Below are 19,405 nucleotides of genomic sequence, written 5' to 3'. Positions count from 1 at the left end.
ATCTCCGATTGAGTTAGCTTGGTATGCACCAGAATTGCTATTTACCCTAACCAGCCTATATGACGTTTCTATGAACAAAAATTGGCAGTTTTACTAAGCTTGTTCGCCTTCACTGCCGACCAATACATCGATTCCCAGTTATGAAACTTTTATGAAATCGCACGGCACAGGGTTTACCGCCGGCCATTCTCGTTGTTAGATAGAGCGAATTAATTGGTATAGTCCAAAAAAGGAATCTTGTATGAAAAACGCGTATCTGCTGCTCACCCCCGGCCCGCTTTCTACTTCCGAAACGGTACGTGAAGCGATGCTCAAAGACTGGTGTACTTGGGATGATGACTACAACTTAGAGATTGTTGAAGTGATTCGCCGCAAATTAGTCACCTTGGCCACCACGCAAACAGGTTATACCTCGGTCTTAATGCAAGGCAGCGGTACAGCGTCAGTAGAAGCTACCATCGGCTCAGTGATGACTCCACATGATAAACTGCTGGTGGTTGACAATGGCGCTTATGGAGCACGTATTGCGCAAATTGCCGATTATCTCAACATTGCTTACCGAGTGATTGCGCCGGGTGAAACCGCACAGCCAGATCTGCAACAGATCGCCGACGTACTGGCGACCGATAGCGCGATCACCCATGTGGCGATTGTACATTGTGAAACCACCACCGGCATGCTCAACCCGATCGCGGCTGTCGCACAACTGGCGAAACAGCATGGTAAACGGGTGATCTTGGATGCGATGTCGAGTTTTGGTGGGATTCCAATGGACATTGGTGAGCTGGGGATCGATTTTATGATCAGTTCTGCCAACAAATGTATCCAAGGCGTTCCGGGATTTGGCTTTGTGATTGCCAAACGCAGCGAACTTGAACAGTGCCAAGGCCGCGCTCGCTCGCTCACTCTAGATCTGTACGATCAATGGCAGTGCATGGAGCACAATCACGGTAAATGGCGTTTTACCTCCCCCACTCACACCGTGCGCGCCTTCTATCAAGCATTGTTAGAATTAGAAGCGGAAGGCGGTATTGCTGCCCGTTACCAGCGTTATCAGACCAATCAGCGCACGTTAGTCAGCGGTATGCGTCAGCTTGGTTTTACCCCGCTGCTGGCTGAAGAGTTACATTCACCAATTATTACCTCTTTCTACTCACCATCGCACCCTGCTTATCAGTTTGCTGAGTTTTATCAGCGCTTAAAACAGCAAGGCTTTGTGATTTATCCGGGTAAAGTGAGTAATGCCGATTGCTTCCGAATTGGCAATATTGGCGAAGTCTACCCGCGTGATATTGAGCGCTTACTGGCAGCCATGCAGCAAGCGATGTACTGGGATCACGCGTAAGCGGTTAGGGATCAGCGATGAAACTATGCTCGAATTCACCGACCGAGAATCCGACCCATTGGCGCAGCGAGGGGGATATTAATACCACCGCGGCACGGCAAGCTTGGTTGGCGCAGATTGATGACCCAGCAACCCACGATTTATTACAACGTGACGCGAAGGTTTTTCTGCATCAAGCCATGTCAACCCCTTGTCTGGATGCGTTAGCGGGGGCTGAAGGGTGCTATTTGCATGATGTTGCGGGTCAAGCTTATCTGGATTTTCATGGCAACAATGTTCATCAGCTTGGCCATGGTCACCCGCAGGTGATCGCCAAGATTAGCCAACAGATGCAAGATCTACCGTTTGCGCCCCGCCGTTTTACCCATGAAACCGCGGTGCGCTGCGCAGAAAAACTAACCGAAATTGCCGGCCCAGAGCTCAATCGGGTGTTATTTGCCCCCGGTGGTACCTCAGTGATTGGCATGGCGCTTAAATTAGCCCGTCATGTCACTGGCAACTTTAAAGTGGTCAGTCTGTGGGACTCTTTTCACGGTGCGTCACTCGATGCTATCTCGGTCGGTGGCGAAGCGTGTTTTCGTGAAGGCATGGGGCCATTAATGGCCGGCGTCGAACGCATTCCACCCGCCATCACTTACCGTGGTGCCTTTGCTGAACAAAATGGTAGCGATGTACATTACGCCGATTATTTGGAATACGTGATCGAAAAAGAAGGCGGCATTGGCGCCTTTATTGCCGAAGCCGTACGCAATACCGATGTGCAAGTGCCAAGCCGTGCCTATTGGCAGCGAATTCGTGAAATCTGTGATAAGCACAACGTATTACTGATCATTGACGATATTCCTAACGGCATGGGACGCAGTGGTGAATGGTTTACCCACCAAGCCTTTGGTATTGAACCGGATATTTTGTGTATTGGTAAAGGGTTAGGCGCAGGGCTGATCCCTATCGCCGCGCTACTCACCAAAGAAAAATACAACACCGCCGCTCAGGTGTCATTGGGACACTACACCCATGAAAAAAGCCCACTTGGCTGCGCCGCGGCATTAGCCACCATTGAAGTGATTGAGCAGCAAAATCTGCTCGGCAAAGTACAAGCCGACAGTGCTTACCTACGCCAACGCCTGACTACGCTGCAGCAACAGTTTGCCTTAATTGGCGATGTGCGTGGCATCGGTTTGCTGTGGGGGCTGGAACTAGTGACCGATCGCCACACTAAGCAGCGCGCACACCAAGCAGCCGAAGCGGTGCTCTACCACTGCTTAGCCCATGGGCTCAGTTTTAAAGTTTCGCAAGGCAACGTTCTGCAACTCAGTCCGCCTTTAATTATCACCCGTCAAGAGCTGGATAAAGCTCTGGATATTTTGCACTCCGCTTTGCTCGCCGTAAGCCAGCAAATGGGTTATTCACATTAAGGAAACACTATGCACTCTCCGATTCAAGCGGTTATTTTTGATTGGGCTGGCACCATTGTTGATTTTGGATCCTTTGCGCCAACCTCGATTTTTGTTGAAGCGTTCAAACAAGGTTTTGATTTTGCGATCAGCCTTGATGAAGCACGCGAGCCAATGGGGCTGGGTAAATGGCAGCACATTGAAGCAGTTGGCAAACTACCGAGCGTTGCCGAGCGTTGGCAAAATCAATTCGGTCGTGCCATGGATGCCAGCGATATTGATGCGATTTATGCCGCCTTTATGCCGTTGCAAATCGCTAAAGTCGCCGATCACGCAGCGCCGATCCCACACGCGTTAGAGGTGGTTAATCAACTGAAAAAGCAAGGCATTAAGATTGGATCTTGCACTGGCTACCCACGTCCAGTCATGGATGTGTTGATCCCGGTCGCGGCCGATTACGGTTATCACCCAGATTATGTGGTCGCAACGGATGACTTAGCGCAAGGCGGCCGACCAGCCCCCTTTATGGCACTGAAAAATGTAATTGAACTTGGGGTAACCAATGTGCGCGCTTGCGTCAAAGTCGATGATGCGCTGCCAGGTATTGAAGAAGGCCACAATGCCGGCATGTGGACAGTGGGTTTACTGCTGTCGGGCAACGAGGCCGGGTTAACCCTCGAAGAGTATCAAAATGCCGACGCGGCAACGCTACAAGCGGCCCGTGAACGCGCCAGCGCTAAATTGCAACTAGGTAAACCTCACTACTTAATTGATACAATTGCCGATTTACCAGCCGCCCTAGCCGACATTGAACGCCGACTCTTAGCCGGTGAGCAACCTTAAACTCGCTGTGCGGTCAATGGTCGAATGAAGCCATTCACACTCTGACTCAGAAACCTGCTACGGCAGGTTTTTTGCCCCAATACACGGCGCAGATATCACTCACCCACGCCCTCACGCTCAAACTAACGGTGTAAAAACAAACTGCTTAGCCATAGCAGAAATGATGCCGTAGTGTTAACTCCTACCTAGAGAAAAAACTATTCACATCACGATTATTCGACGCAGTTATTATTCAACGAAAAGTTCATCAACCACTTCCGTTTTTTTGAATAAGTATCACAGCAAATCGTTTGTATCTATGGCTTTGCAACGGCGATAATCCGCAGCGACTTTTGGCTTGGTTTGATTGTGCGATCATAACCAACGCTTAAAAAAGCATTTTTTACACATAAACTAGCGGACTCACTGTTAAGCCGTTGTCTATGTTTGTTGTTTATCAATCATATCCATTTGGCAAATCATCTGAAAAGATGAGACGCAAAGCTTCCGGCCTGTCGAGTGCTTATTGCACTCTATGGTAGCGGGGTTGCAAATCAACCAATGGTTGTTTTGATGATCTTATGGGTTAATCATCAAGGTTATGTTTATGCTTAAACAATCTATGCTCTCCCTGTCTATTTTAACGGCGCTCACCAGCGCCAGCGTATTCGCTGCTGCGCCGGGTAAACCAACCTTAGGCTGGGGCGATTACACTTACGCACTAGTCGAAGTTGATCAATCGCAAGTCGCTTATGAAAAGCTGGTTAAAGCGGTACATGATGAGATCAGCATTGAAGTCACTTGGGATGTATGGTCTGGCGATGCAGCGCAAACCGCGCGGATTTTGCTCGATGATCAAGTGGTTTGGGAAGGTGCAGCCTCCGCCAACCGAGCGGTGTTTAAAATGAGTAAAGGTGGCCGCTATAATATGGCGGTGGAGCTGGAAAACCAAGACGGCACCAGTCGCTCAGAGACCCAGTTGCTCACCATTGCCGATACCGATGGCAGCCATTTAGAACCCATGTCGACCATTTGGACTGAAAACAACCAACCATACCAGAATCAATCGGGCAAAATTGTCGGTACCTACTTTGTTGAGTGGGGAGTTTATGGCCGTAATTATCCGATGGATAAAGTACCGACCGCTAACCTAAACCGCATTCTTTACGGTTTTGTGCCAATCTGTGGCGGCGATGGCATCAATGACTCGCTCAAAACTATCGATGGATCTTTCCAAGCACTGCAAAGCGCCTGTGCTGGCCGTGACGATTTTAAAGTGGCAATCCACGACCCATGGGCAGCAATTCAAAAACCACAACTTGGTGTTGAAGGTTGGTCTGCTCCCTACAAAGGCAACTTTGGACAAATGATGGCGGCGAAAAAAGCCAATCCCGATCTAAAAATTCTGCCATCGATTGGCGGTTGGACGCTGTCTGATCCGTTCTTCCTGATGCACGACGATGCGAAACGACATACCTTCGTTGCCTCAGTCCGTGAATACCTCGAAACTTGGAAATTTTTCGATGGGGTCGATATTGACTTCGAATTCCCAGGCGGTGGCGGTGCTAACCCAAATCTTGGCGATAAAGAGCGCGATGGTGAGCTGTATGTAACAATTCTTAAAGAGTTACGTACCATGCTTGATGAGCTGGGCAGCAAAAATGGCCGCTACTATGAGCTCACTTCAGCGATTAACGTCGGTTACGATAAGCTGGCAGTGGTTGATTATGCTGAAGCGGCTAAATACCTTGATAACATCTATATGATGTCTTACGACTTCTATGGAGCTTGGGATAACAGCGTATTAAACCATCAAACCGGACTACATCAGTCTAGCGTCAACAGCGCCGAATCGGCATCCAAATACTACGCTTCGCGCGGTGTCGAGCTGTTACTAGAACAAGGTGTTCCAGCGGAAAAACTGGTGATTGGCGCAGCCGCTTATGGACGTGGTTGGACCGGTGTACACAACTACACCAATGGTAATCCATTTACTGGCGTTGCGACTGGCCCAATTAAAGGCACTTGGGAAAATGGCGTGGTGGATTATCGCGATATCGTCAATAACCACGGTGCAAGTCAAGGATTTGAATACGGTTATGACCAAGCGGCTGAAGCGCCGTACCTGTTTAAAGCCTCAACCGGTGATTTGATCACCTACGATGATCCACGCTCAATCAAAGCCAAAGCTCAATATGTGATGCAGCAAGGTATGGGCGGTATCTTCCACTGGGAGATGGATGCAGATAATGGTGATTTACTCAATGCCATGCATGAAGGTTTAGGCCATGGTGATGGTTCAACTGAACCAGAAAACCGAGCACCAATTGCTCGTGCCGGCGCGGATAAAACGGTTACCGGTCCAATCACTGTTACATTAGATGGTTCACAGTCTAGCGATCCTGAAGGTGAAACGCTGACTTTCCATTGGGCACAAACCGGCGGTAATCCACTGACCATCTCTAATAATCATACCGCGCAAGCCAGCATTGAGGTTCCTGCCACAGAGATCGATCAGGCGTACACCTTTACCCTTAGCGTAACGGATCCGAAAGGGGCCTCCTCGACTGACAGCGTGGTGATCACCAACCAAGCTGCGGCGAGTAATCAAGCGCCAACCGTGACGCTATCTCCTGTCACTTATGTCAATGAGCAAGCGCAGTTTACCCTGACTGCCAACGCGTATGATGCTGATGGCGACACCCTAGCTTACACATGGAGTATTCCAAGTGAGTTTGTGCTACTGGATGGTGGTCATGAAAGTTCAGTAACCCTTAGCGCACCAGAGGTCGATGCCGATACTCAATTCACAATTGAAGTTACCGTGAATGATGGTGAAGCGTCAGCTACGGCGGCCACTCAAGTGCAGGTGAAAAATATTGAAGATGGCGGAACCGGCGACGACCAATGCGCAGTGACCGATCCTAATGCCGGTAACTATCCAGCATGGAATGCATCGACTGTGTATACCAACGAAACGATTAGTCACAATGGTTTAGTTTACACCGCCAAATGGTGGGTACAAGGCTCTGAGCCGACACCGAGCAATGAAGCATGGCAACTCGTGTCTAACGTTGAGTTACCATGGTCGGCGGGTATTGCTTATAGCGGCACCGATCAAACCAACCATAATGGCTCGCGTTGGCAAGCAAAATGGTGGACACAAGGTGATGAACCAGGCACTGCCGATGTATGGGTCAACATTGGTCAAGCATCATGTAATTAATTGACCGCGTCACAGCTACAGATGCAGTCACAGATTAAGGAGCGCAAAATGCGCTCCTCTTTTATGACCATTGCTTTAACATACTGACTATCAACCTCACCCAGATCTGGTTAAGCCAACAAAATCTTTCTCAGCTCATCGAGCGAAGCAACTTCATAATGCGGCACAATCCCTTCCGGTTTAGGCTGCTGATGTACATTCAACCAGCAAGTCTCAATACCAAAATTCAAACCACCTAAAATATCTGAATGCGGATTATCCCCTACCATCAAAACACGCTTTTTATCCGGATTGCCCATTTGATGCAAAGCATGGGCAAAAATCCCGGCATCCGGTTTGGCGACCCCAACTTGCTCGGAAATCACAATGTGCTCAAAAAAGTGACTCATGCCAGTTTTGCTTAAGCGCACCGCTTGTAGCTCAGTAAAGCCGTTGGTAATAATGCCCAAGCGAGTCTTACCCTGCAGCGCTTGCATCAGTTCCATCGCTCCGGGCAGTAAAGTGCAAATATCGGCCATCGCTTGTAAAAATGCGCGGTTAAGTTCTGCGGTGGTTGTCTCTAGCTTAGCGGCCCAGCTGGCAAAACGGGTCTCTTTAAGCTGGTCGGCGGTGATCTCGCCGTTTTGGTATTCGACCCACAACGGCTGATTGACCGCTTGGTATTGCTGAAAGTCCAGCTCAGTAAACTGCACACCTTTACGGGCAAACATCAGTTGCATCCCTTTAAACGCATCAAAATCAAACAAGGTGTCATCGGCATCAAATAAAATCCAATCGTACTGCATAAGGCTCTCCCAACTCTTTGCCGCCAGTGTAGTCGCCGCCAGTGTAGTGTTTTTTAGCTAGAATGAATACGGGTGCGCCATCGCATCAAATGATCAACCATAAGTGAGATGGTTGCCTCACTTAAGATTAACAGTTGATTTACAAAAAATTTTCACTATCAAATGGCAAGAATCTTGAAGCACTTCTAAGCTTGATAAGGTAACAGACAGCACAAAACCACTCGGTTTTCCTGATCGCGTTGCATCCTAATATTAACATCTCATTCAAGTTTGGAGGGAATCTCATGAGCTTACTCAAAGAGTTCAAAGCGTTTGCATCGCGCGGCAATGTGATTGATATGGCAGTGGGTATCATTATTGGTGCTGCATTTGGCAAAATCGTCTCATCGTTTGTGGCCGATATTATTATGCCGCCGATTGGTATTATTTTAGGTGGGGTGAATTTTAGCGACCTCAGTATGGTACTGCTCGCGGCCCAAGGTGATGCACCGGCGGTGGTCATTGCCTACGGTAAATTTATTCAAACCGTGGTCGACTTTACCATTATTGCGTTTGCGATTTTCATGGGGCTAAAAGCGATCAATAGTTTGAAACGTAAGGAAGAAGAGGCCCCCAAAGCTGCACCAGCGCCGACCCCAGATCAGCAACTACTCTCCGAAATCCGTGATTTATTAAAAGCACAGCAAGATAAATAAACTCGTTTTTCACCGGTAGGATCCAAGCCAACCCAGAAACAAATTCGATTATTTCTGTGGCTCGCTTAATTTATCCCACTCGCCGACTTGCAAAAATAGCGTCGACGTTGATCGTCAACGCTATTTTTATTGCTCACTATACCCAAACCACTTGGCGTTGCAGGTAGGCGGCAAGTGAGTGAGTTCCCATGAGCATAGACAAACTATCTGACTGGGGTGAACCAACCTAGCCAACATCACTGCAGCTTCAAGTAGGGAATAAACATCAGGCTCATCTTGCCGCGTACCCACCACGCTGCTTACCTAACATCTTAAAAATGCGCGAAAAACACGTGCTGCAATTGATCAAAATCAGCAATCCTTTACAATCCCTCTCACACGCAGATTTGGCTGCACAATCCCCTTTACAAGCCATATTTTATCGTTATGATCTGCGCGCAAACGTTTGCCTCACCACAATAACCACTTCCGATGAGGGTTTTATGCTGCCAGATATTGAAATTTGCCGCGCAACATCACTAGCACCAATCGATAGCATCGCCAACCAAGCCGGTTTATTGGCCGAAGAATACCAAAGCCACGGTCGATATAAAGCCAAAGTATCACTGCGCTGTCTACAACGATTAGCCAACCAACCGCAAGGCAAACTGATTTTGGTCACCGCAATTACCCCTACCCCACTGGGTGAAGGCAAAACCGTCACCACGATTGGCTTGGCCCAAGGGCTAGCGAAGCTTAATCACTCAGTGATGACCTGTATTCGCCAGCCGTCGATGGGCCCTATTTTTGGCGTCAAAGGTGGCGCGGCGGGCGGTGGTTATTCCCAAGTTGCCCCAATGGAAGAGCTCAATTTACATTTAACCGGCGATATTCATGCGGTAACGGCGGCGCACAACCTAGCCGCCGCCGCGCTTGATGCGCGAATTTACCATGAGCAGCGCCTCGGTTATCAAGATTTTGAGCAGCGCACCGGCATGCAAGCGCTGCGTATCGACCCACATCGGGTGGTATGGAAACGAGTGATGGATCATAACGATCGAGCTCTACGCATGGTCACTGTCGGACGTAACGAAACCGGCAAAACCATTAACGGGTTTGAGCGTGAAGATGGCTTTGATATTTCTGCCGCATCAGAATTAATGGCGATTCTGGCTCTTGCCTCCGATCTGCGCGATTTACGCCGTCGGATCGGCAACGTGGTACTGGCTTATGATCTCGATAATCAACCTATCACCACGGAAGATTTACAAGTGGCAGGTGCGATGGCTGTCAGCATGAAAGAAGCGATTGAACCCACGTTGATGCAAACTTTAGAAGGGGTACCAACCCTGATCCACGCCGGCCCGTTTGCCAATATTGCCCATGGCAACTCATCGATCATTGCTGATGAAATCGCCACTCGCTTGGCGGATTATACCGTCACCGAAGGCGGCTTTGGCTCAGATATGGGCTTTGAAAAAGCTTGTAATATTAAGGCGAAAGCTTCGGGTAAACATCCAGATTGCGCAGTGATTGTCGCTACCCTGCGCGGGCTGAAAGCCAACTCTGGCCTGTACGATTTACGTCCCGGTCAAGCGCTGCCAGATTCACTATTCCGCCCAGATAGCGCGGCATTACAGGCCGGCTTTGCCAATCTTAAATGGCATATTGATAACGTTAGTCAATATGGTGTCCCTGCCGTGGTAGCCATCAACCGCTTCCCACAAGATTGCGCGCAAGAGTTGCAACAGTTAGAACAATGGATTACCGCGCTACCCAATCATGTCTCAGTGGCAATTTCCGAAGGATTTGCTCTCGGCGGCGAAGGTACTCGCTTGCTAGCCGAAAAAGTGGTTGAACAGTGCCAAACACCCATGTCATTTACTCCGTTGTATGATGCCGCGATGCCATTGGATGAAAAACTTAAAGCGGTTGCCAGCAAAGGCTATGGCGCGGCCAAGATTGCTCTCAGCGATAAAGCAGCGCAACAATTAGCCCAGCTGCAAGCACAAGGGTTTGACAAACTGGCCGTCTGCTTAGCCAAAACCCCACTGTCCATCTCGACCGAGCCACAGATCAAAGGTGCACCTCGCGATTTTATAGTACCGATCCGAGAACTGCGCTTATGTGCAGGGGCAGAATTTATCTACGCATTGTGTGGCAATGTAATGACCATGCCGGGATTGCCAGAAAAGCCCGCCTTTATGGCGCTGGATCTCGATCTCGATGGCAATATTGTCGGTTTGAGTTAATCCACCCGCACGCCGACTGACTATGCACACTAACTTGTATATATGATGCCATGCCCTCTGGGCATGGCTGCTTGAGAAAAACAATATCTCGTATGATACCTTAAACTGTCATGCCCCATGGTTTGACTACAGCAGCAGATTGATACCTCTCTGCGCGCTCACGCGTCTGACTAGGTGTTTCTCCAAATAGCCGCTTGTAGTAGTAATTAAACGTCCCAAGGTGATAAAAACCAAAACTGAGCGCCACATCGCTAATCGCACAAGCTTCTGATTGAGCCAATAACACCCGACGCACTGCATTTAAACGACCGTCACGCACAAAACTTACAGGGCTAACCCCTAATTCTTGTTCAAAACAATATTGCAGTGTTCGCTGACTAACGCACGCGATAGTACACATTTGCGAAATACTCAGCGGATAATCACCACTCTGCTTGATGTATTTATAAAGTCGCTGTAGCGCCTGACGTCGAGAATGATGGCTACGAGGTTCACGCTCAGCAGAGGCTTGAAAAGCCCCCAGCCGCTCAAGCACCGCTTGCCTTAACATAGCTTGTAAATGTCCTTGCGCCCCCCCCTGTTCTAATAGCTTTTGACCAAACATCGACTGCGAATTCAGCACATCTCGGATCAAACGGATCAGCGACCAGCATCCGTATTCAGGCTGATCATTTCCAATCAGGGTTGCCCTCTCCCACTGCGCACTATCGCTACTTGGTAATTGATTGAGGAGTAGGTCATGGTCAATCACAATACCAAAAATATGAAAATCTGCAGGTGTCACCAGCTCAAACTGTTGCTGTGCCGGACGAATCATCAATTGATGAGCGGCAGCGTGCAAACCATTCACTTTCGGGCGTGAGCTACCCATTGAGAAACCAATCCATACTGCATTAGGCTTGAGACAACATTCTTGCTGCACCGCATGGCTGGTGTACTCCTCGAACAAGTGCAAACCGGGCAACTGAATCTCATCCAGATACCCATAAAATTGCCCCGCACTATGCTGATCATATTTTTGCTCCCAAGCCGTCAAGCTGTGTGCTTGTTGGTTAACATCAAAACTGTATTGTTTGCACCTGATTGGTGCACATGAATTCCCTTCATAAAGCAACTGAGACAAATTCATCTCCCCATTTTGCACCAGCATTAAACAACGAAAAACATATCCAATTGTTTTTATTTATTTATTTTGTTTTGCCTATTTCCGTCATAGATACGGAACAGTTTTCGCAAACTTTTTTGGTTGATTCCGTAATCCAAATTGCAATGTTCAGGCCTAAGTGCAACTGAACCAAGAATACTACTGTAGAGAGGCATCATGAGTTCACGCTACCGATACCAGTTAGGCAGTCATATTTATCAGTTTGCTAGCCTAAAAGAAGTGATGGCAAAAGCATCGCCACTGCGTTCTGGCGATCAACTTGCAGGTGTCGCGGCAACATCGGCGGAAGAGCGAGTGATCGCACAAATGCTACTTGCTGAACTGCCGCTGAAAACCTTCCTGAATGAAGCATTGATCCCTTATGAACAAGATGAAATTACCCGCTTAATTATTGATGAACATAACGCCAGTGCATTTCTGGAAATTGCCCACCTAACCGTTGGCGACTTTCGTAATTGGCTTTTGCAAGAGACCACCACACAGGTAGAACTGACAAGAGTTTGTGCTGGTATTACACCAGAGATGGCCGCAGCAGTTAGTAAGATCATGCGTAATCAAGATCTGATCTTAGTAGCAAAAAAATGTCAGGTATTGACAGCATTTCGTAATTCTATCGGCTTACCGGGACGCTTATCGACGCGTCTGCAACCTAATCACCCAACCGATGATATGAGTGGAATTGCGGCATCCATTTTTGATGGTTTGATGTACGGCAACGGCGATGCGGTGATTGGGATCAACCCTGCGACCGACAGCGTAAGTCAGGCAATAAAACTTATGAAATTAATGGATGACGTGATTCAGTATTACGAGATCCCGACCCAATCGTGCGTGCTAACTCATGTCACTAACACAATAGAGGCGATCGAAAAAGGCGCTCCGGTCGATCTAGTATTCCAATCGATTGGCGGTACCGAAGCCACCAACCAAGGGTTTGGTATCAACTTGAATGTGATTGCGGAAGCCTATGATGCAGCGCTGAGCCTTAAACGAGGCACCGTCGGTAACAATGTGATGTATTTTGAAACCGGCCAAGGCAGCGCGCTCTCGGCCAACGGTCATCACCAGGTTGATCAACAAACTTGTGAAGTCCGCGCCTATGCGTTAGCTCGTAAATTCAAACCACTATTAGTCAATACCGTGGTCGGTTTTATTGGCCCTGAATACCTGTTTGATGGCAAACAAATTACTCGTGCTGGGCTTGAGGATCATTTCTGTGGCAAATTACTCGGACTGCCGATGGGCTGTGATATCTGCTACACCAACCACGCTTATGCAGACCAAAATGACATGGATAACCTGTTGACTCTACTCGGTGTCGCTGAGTGTTCTTTTATTATGGGCATTCCAGGTTCTGACGACATCATGCTCAACTACCAGACCACCTCATTTCATGATGCACTTTATGCACGACGAGTACTAGGTTCTCGACCCGCTCCGGAATTTGAAGCTTGGCTAGAAAAAATGCAGATCGTCAGTCAGGATGCCGACAAACAACTTGCTGACCAATTATCGCCTCACTTTAGCCAACCGTTACGATTGATCCAGGAGGCCGTATGAGTGTGATCCCAATTTCAGCGCTCATTCACCAAGATCCGTGGCACAAACTGCGCCAGTTTACTCAAGCGCGCATTGGGATCGGTCGCGTTGGTACCAGTATTCCAACCGAAGAATTGCTGCGCTTTCAGCTTTCTCATGCTCAGGCGATAGATGCGGTACATGTACCGTTGGATGAACAACAATTGCTTGCACAACTGGCAGAAAAAACAGCGCTGATCCCTTATCTTCCTGCATTTTCATTGCATAGTCAGGCCAATGATCGACTCACTTATCTACAGCGACCCGATCTAGGCCGCCAACTCTGCCAATCATCGATTGAGCAGTTAAAAACACACAGTGATGCCACACTGGCGCCTTATGACTTGGCGATCGTCATCGCAGATGGCCTCTCGTCTTATGCCATTAGTCATCATGCTGCACCCTTTATTGACGCATTAATCATGCAACTTAACCTAGATCAACAACATGAGTGGAATATCGCGCCATTGAGCATTGTGCATCAGGGCCGAGTTGCGGTCGGTGATGATGTAGGTGAAGCGATAAATGCTCGTGAAGTCTTGGTATTGATTGGTGAGCGTCCGGGCTTAAGCTCACCGGACAGTTTAGGACTGTATTTGACTTGGCATCCGCAACGCGGCACCGAAGATTCATTACGTAACTGTATCTCCAATGTTCGTCCTCAAGGCCTACCTTATCAGGCGGCGGCGATGAAATGTTTCTATCTGCTGGCTGAATCTCGCCGCCTGAAACTCACGGGGGTAGAACTGAAAGATCGGTCTGACGACATGATCCTTGAACACCAGCAAACTAAGGTTTTTTCTTTAACTTCAACGTCATAACATAAGGATATTAGTATGACCACATCAAACGACTATCTGGCACAACGCCAGCTCAAACGGGGCGCAGCAGGTTGGATCTTGCTCGCCGGATTGGGAATTTCGTACGTCATATCCGGTGATTTTGCCGGTTGGAACTTTGGAATTGCTCAAGCTGGCTGGGGCGGTTTCGTTATCGCAGCGGTATTAATGGGTATTATGTATTTAGCGCTAGTACTGTCATTGGCCGAAATGTCAGCAGCCATTCCAGCGGCTGGTGGGGGCTACAGTTTTGCTCGTCAGGCTATGGGACCAATGGGGGGATTTCTCACTGGGTTGGCCGTGCTTATCGAATACTCGTTAGCTCCAGCCGCCATCGTCATCTTTATTGGTTCAGCGGTAAATGAACTCACGGGATTTGATGGCCCAATCGTTTATGCGCTGTTCTACCTTGCTTTTGTTGGTATACACATTTTTGGAGTCGGCGAAGCACTAAAAGTCATGATGGTGATAAGCGGTCTGGCGGTATTAGCCATTCTTGCTACCGGCATCGCACTTGTCCCTGAGTTCAATAGCGCTAATCTGTTTGATATTGAACCCATCAGCGGTGGTGATTTGATGATGCCAATGGGGCTTTACGGCGTTTGGGCCGCATTACCTTTTGCAATGTGGCTATTCCTTGCTGTAGAAGGTGTGCCGCTGGCAGCTGAAGAAGCCAAAGATCCAAAGAAAGATGTTCCTAAAGGTATCATCGCCGCGATGTTGTTCCTGTTGTTTACTGCGGTATTGGTTGTGGTACTACTCAGTGGTGCCGTCGGTGCTAAAGTCATTGGCAGTAGCGCGGTGCCTTTAGTCGATGCGTTGAATATTGCAGGTCATTCACAACTGGCGACATTCGTCAACGTGCTGGGATTAGCCGGTTTAATTGCATCGTTTTTCTCAATTATCTACGGTTACAGCCGCTTAGTGTTTGCTCTATCACGCGCGGGTTATCTGCCTAAAAATCTGTCACTGACCAGCAAACGGAAAGCACCGGTTCGCGCCCTCATCTACCCGGCGATTCTCGGCTTTATCATTTCATTAACTGGTGAAGGCGATTTGATCCTGTCGATGGCAGTGGTTGGTGCGACTATCTCTTACGCGATGATGTCCGCCAGCCACATCATGCTGCGTATTAAGTATCCTGATATTCCTCGCCCATACAAAACACCAGGCGGTACCGTTACATCAGGCGTTGCTTTGATCCTATCGATGGTCGCGCTAACTGGGGTGTATGCTTATGATATACGAGCATTTCTATTTACTCTGATCCTGTTTGCGGTGGGTATGCTGTATTACTTTATGATTGGCCAGCATCGCTTAATTGCGAAAAGCGCTGAAGAAGAATTCGCTCTGTTATATCAGGCACAAGTAGAACTGGAAGCGGCATAAATTGATGCAACAAGCCGCAAACATGTGTTCAGCACAACCAAAAAAGCACCTGTTCATAGGTGCTTTTTTACGGTTATTTCTAAACAAAACAATCGGTTTAAAAAATCGGTTAGAATTAACGGCCTAAAAACTAACGCAAACCATGCAAAAATTCAGCGCGGGTGGCAGGGTTGGATTTGAAAATCCCGCCCAACGCAGTGGTGGTGGTAACGCTGGTGGCGTCCATCACGCCGCGGGATTTTACGCAGTAGTGGGTGGCATCCACCGTGACCGCAACATCGTCAGACTCCAGTAAAGTTTGCAACGCGACCAAAATCTGCTGGGTCATCCGCTCTTGCACCTGTGGGCGCTGGGCAAAAAAGCGCACAATGCGGTTAATTTTCGACAGACCGATGATTTTACCGCGCGGAATGTACGCGACCGCTGCCGTGCCATCGATGGTGACTAAATGGTGTTCACAAGTGCTGGTCAGTGTGATGTCTTTGACTTTGACCATCTCACTCACCTTCATCTTGTTTTCGATTACCGTGATTTTAGGAAAATTGGCGTAATCCAAGCCAGAGAAAATCTCATCAACGTACATTTTAGCAATTCGTTGTGGTGTCTCTTCCAAACTGTCATCGGTTAAGTCGAGTCCAAGTAAATTGAGGATCTCGCGCATATGATGTTCAATTTGTTGTTTTTTTTGTGCTGGGGTTGCCAAGTTGGCCTGCATTGGCGTTTCCAAACCACGCAGATCTAGCGCATTCTTGACCAACTTCGCAGATTCGCTCAAACCAGACATTGTTCTACCTCTTAAATACCCCTTTTGGATGGCTGACAAGAATACGCGGATTTAGTGACAATTACATCCCCAAAATTCGCGTGGATACTGCAGCGTACAAGCGATTGTGTGCTACAGTTTGCCGCAAAAGAACACCAACATAGGACATTCCCGAATGGGCTGCTGCGATGCTCCTGGCTTAATGCCGATAGAAGATGCGCTCGACAACATGCTGTCACGCATTACTCCTGTCTCAACCACGTTACTTTTACCACTGGCAGATGCGCTCGGTTATGTGCTGGCCGAGGCGATTTTATCGCCAATTAACGTGCCGCCGTTTGATAACTCAGCGATGGATGGCTATGCCGTACGCCGCGCAGAACTCGCTCAGCAACAACCGCTACCGGTGGCCGGTAAATCTTTTGCTGGGCAACCTTTGGTGGGTGACTGGCCGGCCATGACCTGCGTGCGGATCATGACCGGCGCGCCGATCCCTGTCGGGTGTGATGCGGTGATCATGCAAGAGCAAGCGACCGTCACCGCAGAGGGTGTGGTGTTCTGCCAGCATGAAGTCAAACACAATAACAATATCCGCCCAACCGGTGATGATATTGGTCAAAACGATGTGGTGCTAGAACGTGGCGCACGCTTAACCGCGCGTGATATTCCGATGATTGCCACTCTTGGCATTAGCCACGTCACTGTGTATCGCAAACCGAAAGTCGCGTTTTTCTCCACCGGTGATGAGCTCAAGCCACTCGGTGAGCCGCTGCAAGCCGGACAAATTTACGACAGCAACCGCTACGGTATTAAACCCTTGATTGAAAACTTCGGCTGCGAAGCGATTGATCTCGGCATCGTACCAGATTGCCCTGCAACGTTGGCGGCCACGTTTGAGCAAGCGCAACGCTTGGCCGATGTGGTGGTCACCTCCGGCGGCGTCAGTGTCGGTGAAGCGGATTACACCAAAGATATTTTGGAGCAACTCGGTGAAATCGGTTTTTGGAAACTGGCGATCAAACCGGGCAAACCTTTTGCATTTGGTGCATTGCAAGATGCTTGGTTCTGCGGTCTACCGGGTAACCCCGTTTCCGCGATGCTGACCATGTATGTGCTGGTGCAACCTATGCTGGCTAAATTAGCCGGACACTCAGCTTGGCAAGCGCCAGAGTCGATCCCAGCGATCACGCGCAGCCCCTTTAAAAAAGCCCCAGGACGAACGGATTTCCAACGCGGCATTTATCGGATTGAAAATGGTCAATTCGTGGTGGAAAGCACCGGTAACCAAAGCTCTGGCGCATTCCGTTCGATGAGTTTAGCCAACTGTTTTGTGGTGCTTGAGCGTGAGCGTGGCCGCGTGGAAGTCGGCGAAACGGTACACATCCAGCTGTTTAACCCAACCCTGTACTAGGAGTGATGGTGGATATTCTCAGCGATGACGAAATGCTGCGTTACAACCGGCAAATCATTCTCAAAGCATTTGATTTTGAAGGGCAAGAACGGCTTAAGCAGAGTTCAATACTGATCCTCGGCGCGGGCGGCTTGGGCTGTGCCGCGAGCCAATACCTCGCCACCGCAGGTGTCGGGCAGATGACGTTGATTGATGATGACGTCGTCGAGCTTTCCAATTTGCAGCGCCAAGTGCTACACCACGATGCGGATATTGGCCGCGCGAAAGTCGCTTCGGCGGCCGATGCGCTGCGGCAACTCAACCCTCATCTGCACGTTGAGACAATCCAAGCGCGTTTGTCCGATCAAGCTCTGGATACGCTGATTGCGCGCCACGATCTGGTGCTGGATGCCAGTGATAATGTGGATACACGTAACCAGCTCAATCGCCTGTGTTTTAAGCACAAAACACCACTGGTCTCCGGCGCGGCCATTCGCATGGAAGGCCAAGTCAGCGTGTTTACTTATCAAGATCCGACCCAGCCTTGTTACCAATGCTTAAGTGCCCTATTCGGCTCGGCGGCGCTCAGCTGCGTCGAGGCCGGAGTGATGGCTCCGGTGGTCGGCATTATTGGTGCCGTGCAAGCCATGGAAGCGATCAAAGTGCTGACCGGTTTAGGCACACCGAAACAAGGTAAGATTTTGATCTTGGATGCGATGAGCATGTCGTGGCGAGAAATGAAGCTGATCCAATTGGCCGATTGCCCGATTTGTCACCCACAAGGCTAAGTATCGTAACCATGACCATCGTTCCAACCCCCACTGATTAAGCGCCATACAAGGAGTAACTTATGACTTCACCACTAGTCAGCGCACAATGGTTGCAACAGCAGTTGTCCGATCGCAAATTGGTGATCCTTGATAGCAGTATCGAGTTTCAAATCGCCAGCGAGTCTGAAAAAGATTGGGTCAACAAAATCCCAACGGCGCTACGCTTTGATTACGACAAAGTGTTTTGCGATCTTGATTCCGCCTTGCCGCACATGATGCCTTCTGAGCAGCGCTTTAATACGCTTGCTCAACAACTCGGTATCAATCAAGACTCGATGATTGTGGTGTACGACAATAGTGGCACCTTTGCCGCTCCCCGTGCGTGGTGGATGTTCAAAGCCATGGGACATGATAACGTGTTTGTGCTCAATGGCGGTCTCACTGAGTGGAAGGCTCAGGGTTACAACGTCACTCAAACTTATCGCCAACCCAGTACAAAAGGCAACTTTGCCGGCAAACTCAGACCACAAGCCTTGGTGGATGCGAGTTATCTCCTCAAACAGATCGATAACCCTCACAGCCAAATCATTGATGCGCGTGGATTGGCGCGTTTTTTAGGGCAAGTACCTGAACCGCGCGCTGGCGTGCGCAGCGGCCACATTCCCAGCTCAGTCTGCTTACCGTTTACACAATTAATGAACGGACATCAGCTCAAGCCAGAAACAGAGCTGCGTCCTGTATTGAGCGATGTTTTACAGCCCAGCGCATCAGAATATCTGTTCAGTTGTGGCTCCGGGGTTAGCGCTTGCATTGTACTGCTCGCCGCGTATGCATGCGGTTATCAAAACCTCTCGCTGTATGATGGCTCATGGACCGAATGGGGCCAAAGGCAGGATCTGCCGATTGAAATAAGCAGTGAGTAGTGAACAGTCCAACCCCACATCGGTGATAATCAATAGCTAATAATCAACCGCGAGCGGATATTAAAACCCGCTCGCTTTTTCATCGCTTTA

Annotated in this window: 15 protein-coding genes and 1 riboswitch; of the genes, 12 read left to right on the top strand and 3 right to left on the bottom strand. The window is 49.0% G+C overall.

Going from position 1 to position 19,405, the window contains the following annotated elements:
* Positions 1-241: 241 nt before the first annotated feature.
* The 4 genes from phnW to OOK74_RS11870 all read left to right on the top strand — a co-directional run bounded on the left by phnW (position 242) and on the right by OOK74_RS11870 (position 6,787).
* Positions 242-1,345 (top strand): 2-aminoethylphosphonate--pyruvate transaminase, encoded by a 1,104-nt coding sequence (gene phnW, locus OOK74_RS11885; RefSeq protein ID WP_278183446.1) that lies wholly within the window; start codon positions 242-244, stop codon positions 1,343-1,345.
* Positions 1,346-1,362: 17 nt separating this feature from the next.
* Positions 1,363-2,760 (top strand): aspartate aminotransferase family protein, encoded by a 1,398-nt coding sequence (locus OOK74_RS11880; protein ID WP_278183445.1) that lies wholly within the window; start codon positions 1,363-1,365, stop codon positions 2,758-2,760.
* A 9-nt stretch (positions 2,761-2,769) separates the two neighbouring features.
* Positions 2,770-3,582 (top strand): phosphonoacetaldehyde hydrolase, encoded by an 813-nt coding sequence (gene phnX / locus OOK74_RS11875; RefSeq protein ID WP_274723029.1) that lies wholly within the window; start codon positions 2,770-2,772, stop codon positions 3,580-3,582.
* Between the two features lie 442 nt (positions 3,583-4,024).
* Positions 4,025-4,116: riboswitch (cyclic di-GMP riboswitch) on the top strand.
* 52 nt (positions 4,117-4,168) lie between these two features.
* On the top strand, positions 4,169-6,787 hold the full coding sequence (locus OOK74_RS11870; protein ID WP_277206943.1) for a glycosyl hydrolase family 18 protein: 2,619 nt from the start codon (positions 4,169-4,171) through the stop codon (positions 6,785-6,787).
* Between the two features lie 110 nt (positions 6,788-6,897).
* Here OOK74_RS11870 and yjjG read toward each other — a convergent pair whose 3' ends face one another.
* Positions 6,898-7,572, bottom strand: coding sequence for a pyrimidine 5'-nucleotidase (gene yjjG, locus OOK74_RS11865; protein WP_274723031.1), 675 nt, complete (start codon positions 7,570-7,572; stop codon positions 6,898-6,900).
* Between the two features lie 284 nt (positions 7,573-7,856).
* Between yjjG and mscL the strand changes: the two genes are divergently transcribed.
* Together mscL and OOK74_RS11855 are read left to right on the top strand one after the other, a co-directional pair.
* Positions 7,857-8,267 carry a large-conductance mechanosensitive channel protein MscL gene (mscL, locus tag OOK74_RS11860; RefSeq protein WP_274723032.1) on the top strand — a complete coding sequence of 137 codons (411 nt, stop codon included), beginning with the start codon at positions 7,857-7,859 and terminating at the stop codon, positions 8,265-8,267.
* A 482-nt stretch (positions 8,268-8,749) separates the two neighbouring features.
* Positions 8,750-10,498, top strand: a complete 1,749-nt coding sequence (locus OOK74_RS11855) for a formate--tetrahydrofolate ligase (RefSeq protein WP_278183444.1) — start codon at positions 8,750-8,752, stop codon at positions 10,496-10,498.
* 100 nt (positions 10,499-10,598) lie between these two features.
* Here OOK74_RS11855 and OOK74_RS11850 read toward each other — a convergent pair whose 3' ends face one another.
* Complete coding sequence (locus OOK74_RS11850) at positions 10,599-11,621, bottom strand: helix-turn-helix domain-containing protein (RefSeq protein WP_274723034.1); 1,023 nt, start codon at positions 11,619-11,621, stop codon at positions 10,599-10,601.
* A 198-nt stretch (positions 11,622-11,819) separates the two neighbouring features.
* Here OOK74_RS11850 and OOK74_RS11845 point away from each other — a divergent pair, with 198 nt between their 5' ends.
* Genes OOK74_RS11845 through eat form a run of 3 tightly spaced genes read left to right on the top strand, consistent with a single transcriptional unit; the run spans position 11,820 to position 15,469 of the window.
* Positions 11,820-13,223, top strand: coding sequence for an ethanolamine ammonia-lyase subunit EutB (locus OOK74_RS11845; protein WP_278183443.1), 1,404 nt, complete (start codon positions 11,820-11,822; stop codon positions 13,221-13,223).
* On the top strand, positions 13,220-14,062 hold the full coding sequence (eutC, locus tag OOK74_RS11840; protein WP_278183442.1) for an ethanolamine ammonia-lyase subunit EutC: 843 nt from the start codon (positions 13,220-13,222) through the stop codon (positions 14,060-14,062). Before OOK74_RS11845 ends, eutC begins: the two co-directional genes overlap by 4 nt.
* 15 nt (positions 14,063-14,077) lie before the next feature.
* A complete protein-coding gene (gene eat / locus OOK74_RS11835) occupies positions 14,078-15,469 on the top strand; it encodes an ethanolamine permease (protein WP_274723037.1) in 1,392 nt (463 codons plus the stop codon).
* A 130-nt stretch (positions 15,470-15,599) separates the two neighbouring features.
* On the opposite strand, the gene folE is transcribed toward eat, so the two are convergent.
* Positions 15,600-16,253, bottom strand: coding sequence for a GTP cyclohydrolase I FolE (folE, locus tag OOK74_RS11830; RefSeq protein ID WP_166015406.1), 654 nt, complete (start codon positions 16,251-16,253; stop codon positions 15,600-15,602).
* Between the two features lie 154 nt (positions 16,254-16,407).
* Between folE and moeA the strand changes: the two genes are divergently transcribed.
* The 3 genes from moeA (at position 16,408) to OOK74_RS11815 (ending at position 19,315) form a co-directional block, all read left to right on the top strand.
* Positions 16,408-17,643 (top strand): molybdopterin molybdotransferase MoeA, encoded by a 1,236-nt coding sequence (gene moeA / locus OOK74_RS11825; RefSeq protein ID WP_278183441.1) that lies wholly within the window; start codon positions 16,408-16,410, stop codon positions 17,641-17,643.
* 8 nt (positions 17,644-17,651) lie between these two features.
* The gene (gene moeB, locus OOK74_RS11820) at positions 17,652-18,410 is read left to right on the top strand and encodes a molybdopterin-synthase adenylyltransferase MoeB (RefSeq protein WP_277206941.1); all 759 of its coding nucleotides are present in this window, start codon (positions 17,652-17,654) and stop codon (positions 18,408-18,410) included.
* Between the two features lie 62 nt (positions 18,411-18,472).
* Positions 18,473-19,315, top strand: coding sequence for a sulfurtransferase (locus OOK74_RS11815; protein WP_278183440.1), 843 nt, complete (start codon positions 18,473-18,475; stop codon positions 19,313-19,315).
* The last annotated feature ends 90 nt before the right edge of the window (positions 19,316-19,405 follow it).

Origin of the sequence: Vibrio misgurnus, assembly GCF_029635775.1 — a bacterium.
Taxonomy (GTDB): domain Bacteria; phylum Pseudomonadota; class Gammaproteobacteria; order Enterobacterales; family Vibrionaceae; genus Vibrio; species Vibrio chanodichtyis.
The sequence above is the reverse complement of the archived record's forward strand: the minus strand, read 5'-3'. Positions and strand labels throughout refer to the sequence as shown.

Excerpts from the sequence above, each read along its gene's own strand:
- phnW (WP_278183446.1), top strand. The coding sequence starts at position 242 with ATGAAAAACGCGTATCTGCTGCTCACCCCCGGCCCGCTTTCTACTTCC.
- OOK74_RS11880 (WP_278183445.1), top strand. The coding sequence starts at position 1,363 with ATGAAACTATGCTCGAATTCACCGACCGAGAATCCGACCCATTGGCGC.
- phnX (WP_274723029.1), top strand. The coding sequence starts at position 2,770 with ATGCACTCTCCGATTCAAGCGGTTATTTTTGATTGGGCTGGCACCATT.
- OOK74_RS11870 (WP_277206943.1), top strand. The coding sequence starts at position 4,169 with ATGCTTAAACAATCTATGCTCTCCCTGTCTATTTTAACGGCGCTCACC.
- yjjG (WP_274723031.1), bottom strand. The coding sequence starts at position 7,572 with ATGCAGTACGATTGGATTTTATTTGATGCCGATGACACCTTGTTTGAT.
- mscL (WP_274723032.1), top strand. The coding sequence starts at position 7,857 with ATGAGCTTACTCAAAGAGTTCAAAGCGTTTGCATCGCGCGGCAATGTG.
- OOK74_RS11855 (WP_278183444.1), top strand. The coding sequence starts at position 8,750 with ATGCTGCCAGATATTGAAATTTGCCGCGCAACATCACTAGCACCAATC.
- OOK74_RS11845 (WP_278183443.1), top strand. The coding sequence starts at position 11,820 with ATGAGTTCACGCTACCGATACCAGTTAGGCAGTCATATTTATCAGTTT.
- eutC (WP_278183442.1), top strand. The coding sequence starts at position 13,220 with ATGAGTGTGATCCCAATTTCAGCGCTCATTCACCAAGATCCGTGGCAC.
- eat (WP_274723037.1), top strand. The coding sequence starts at position 14,078 with ATGACCACATCAAACGACTATCTGGCACAACGCCAGCTCAAACGGGGC.
- folE (WP_166015406.1), bottom strand. The coding sequence starts at position 16,253 with ATGTCTGGTTTGAGCGAATCTGCGAAGTTGGTCAAGAATGCGCTAGAT.
- moeA (WP_278183441.1), top strand. The coding sequence starts at position 16,408 with ATGGGCTGCTGCGATGCTCCTGGCTTAATGCCGATAGAAGATGCGCTC.
- OOK74_RS11815 (WP_278183440.1), top strand. The coding sequence starts at position 18,473 with ATGACTTCACCACTAGTCAGCGCACAATGGTTGCAACAGCAGTTGTCC.